Consider the following 2,809-nt stretch of genomic DNA (forward strand, 5'->3'; position numbering starts at 1 on the left):
CGAGTTTTTAGGTTAGTTACAGAGAAAAAAAAACAAATCCAAAAACTCTACTATAATTTTGATTGTGTTAACATTTTACAAAAACCACAAAAACTAAATCTCAAGTTATGAAAACTAAATCTACTCTTGAAAAAGCAGTAAAATTTGTTGCTAATTGTAAGCATATTTTTTCTACTCGAAAAAACATCTTTCAAAAAAACTTTTTTTCTCTGCTTTGTTTTTCAATTACTTCAATTGCATTTTCGCAATCTGGTTCATGTAATTCTGAAATAACTGTTGACGGAAAAAACCAGCAAAGATATACTGGTTCTGAAGTTTCCTTTTTACTCCAAATTAAAAACACTGGAACTAATACTGATACGTATCAATTATCTGCTGAGAACTTTTCAAATTTTGCAGAAAATCCAGATGGCAGCATTACCAAGAACAATGTTTTGTTAAACAATAGACTGCAAACTAAAAGTTATGCTCCTCTGAATAAAACGATTACACTTGGTCCAGGCGAAGCAGCAGAATTCTATGTAAAACTAAGTTTAGCCGATATTTCTAAACTTGATCAATGGAACGGTACTTCGGTCACAGCAACTTCCACCAACTGTCCAGAAAGTAAAAGCCAAACTATTCTGCATGTCTTTATTCCACCGAAAAAAACAAAGGAAGTTGGATTTTATAAACCTTCATTAGATTCAAAAAATATAACGTCTCAAAAAACATTTAATGTTTTTTTACTACATCATGTAGCTGCAACTCGTTTTTACTGCTAGTCAAAACATTATATCAATATTAAAATTTTTAATATGAAAAACTTTACTTTCAAAAACAGAATAAAAATCCTTCTAAGTTTTGTATTAAGTACTTTGTTTCTTAATGTTTATGGCGGAGAAGGTAGTAAACAAACAACCCCTGATATTAATCACAGGGCATCGCTTGCTGTAAACAATGGCACTTATGGAAATTTTGCTAAATATAATTCAACGAACGAACAGCGATTATATATCAGAATTCAAAATCCAAGTGATGAAAAAGTATATTTAGGGTTTAGCAAAGCGCGAAGAAGTGCCCCTGATAATGACAATGACGAAGTCAATACAAAATTTAGAATCATCAAACCTGATGGAACAATAGCTGCAGCTTTTGGCGAATACACTTTAAATACTGCTAATTCAAAAATTACTGGTACAGAAGCTCAAAAGCTTGCGATAGCTCAAAATGGTCCAAATGGTATTGATGGAACTACTACGGCGGGTTACGCTCCTATAATCTTCGATCCAACTGGTTTGCCAGCTGGTGATTATTGGATTGAATTTCAAAATCCTGACGACACTAATGGAGAGATTTACTACAACTATTATGACATTACTGTCGCTAATAATACAACCAAAAAATCAATTCCAGGACGTATTTACTCAAAACGCTGGGCATTTGCAATGGATGATGAAGTCACCAATTTTAATGGTGCTTTCTTTGTTTTTGCACCTGATACTGGTTCTACAACGGGAGCAACTACACAAAATGGATTTGTAAATAAAATCAATTTTAATGGTGCTGGTTTTAGACCATGGTATTTTAATGTTGCTTTTAATAGTACTGGTCCAGGAAATTCTGGAAATTCTGCTGAAGATCAAAAAAGTATCTATAATGCATCGAATGCGACGCAAATGAGACCGCAGTATGAGGTTTTCTTAAATGATCCAGATATTAATATTTGGAAAAATGGAACCTACAATGGAAACATTCAAATTAACGGAATAACCAATTGTGGTATCGGTCAAAGTAATATAAACATCAGCGTTGTTAAAAGCGGAACTATTGAAATACTGCTTGATTTTGATGCCGGCGATGGTAAATTTACGCCTGGTACTAAAGACGTAATAATCACACAAACTGTTAACGGATCTGGAGCACCTCCATATGCTGTAAGTGTTCCGTGGGATGGTAAAGATGGACTAGGAAACGTAATTACCCAAGGTACCTCTATACCCATCGTTGTCACTTTTGGTCAAGCTGCTTTCCATTTTCCAATATATGATGTAGAAGAGAATCAATATGGTTTTTCAAGTACAACCGTAAGACCCGCTGCTCCCTCTTCTTATATTTTAAAACTTTACTGGGATGATAGTAAAATTACCTACACCGGGGGTACTTTTGGGGTTAAAACAAACTTGACTGGCTGTACACCAAATAATATCCCTCCAAGTGGCTGCCACACATGGAATGGCTTCATCTCGAATCAAAATAATAGTCCCCAATACGGAAATAGAAATACAATAAATACTTGGTGGTATGCCAATAGAGACTTTGTAACGTCTAATATCGTTTTACCTCCATTTTACACTGTTGCACTAGGACCAACAAGCAATGTTAAGTGTAATGGTGGAAATGATGGTAAAATTCAGATAAATGTAACAAATGGAACAGCTCCATTTCTGTACTATATCAACGGTGGAACAACGGCAAATACTTTACAGAATTTAACTGCTGGTACTTACAACATAAAAGTTGTTGATGCCAATGGCTGTTCTGCAACCATAAACGGAGTTGTTATTACACAACCTGCTGCTGCGGTAACTATTACAAAAACTAAAACAGATGTAAAATGTTTTGGACAATTAACTGGCGCTATTGATTTGACTGTTACCGGTGGAACTGGAACGTATACTTATTCTTGGAAAAAAGATAATAATACAATTGCAGCAACCACTCAGGATTTAACTGGAATCGGCGCTGGAGCTTATGAAGTAACGGTTACGGATGCAAACGGATGTAGCACTGTTAAAACAATTACAGTTGGACAACCTGCTGCTGCGAT

2 protein-coding genes are annotated in these 2,809 nt (G+C 35.0%); both read left to right on the forward strand.

Going from position 1 to position 2,809, the window contains the following annotated elements; genetic code table 11:
• Nucleotides 1-107 precede the first annotated feature (107 nt).
• Nucleotides 108-764: a COG1470 family protein gene (locus B0A81_RS17135; protein ID WP_089059155.1), complete on the forward strand. Its 657-nt coding sequence runs from the start codon at nucleotides 108-110 to the stop codon at nucleotides 762-764.
• A 33-nt stretch (nucleotides 765-797) separates the two neighbouring features.
• Nucleotides 798-2,809: SprB repeat-containing protein (locus B0A81_RS17140; protein WP_208861324.1), on the forward strand; the 2,012-nt coding region annotated here is incomplete at its 3' end.

Origin of the sequence: Flavobacterium plurextorum (assembly GCF_002217395.1) — a bacterium.
Taxonomy (GTDB): Bacteria; Bacteroidota; Bacteroidia; order Flavobacteriales; family Flavobacteriaceae; genus Flavobacterium; species Flavobacterium plurextorum.

Coding starts and splice junctions, on each gene's coding strand:
- B0A81_RS17135 (WP_089059155.1), top strand. CDS start 108: ATGAAAACTAAATCTACTCTTGAAAAAGCAGTAAAATTTGTTGCTAAT.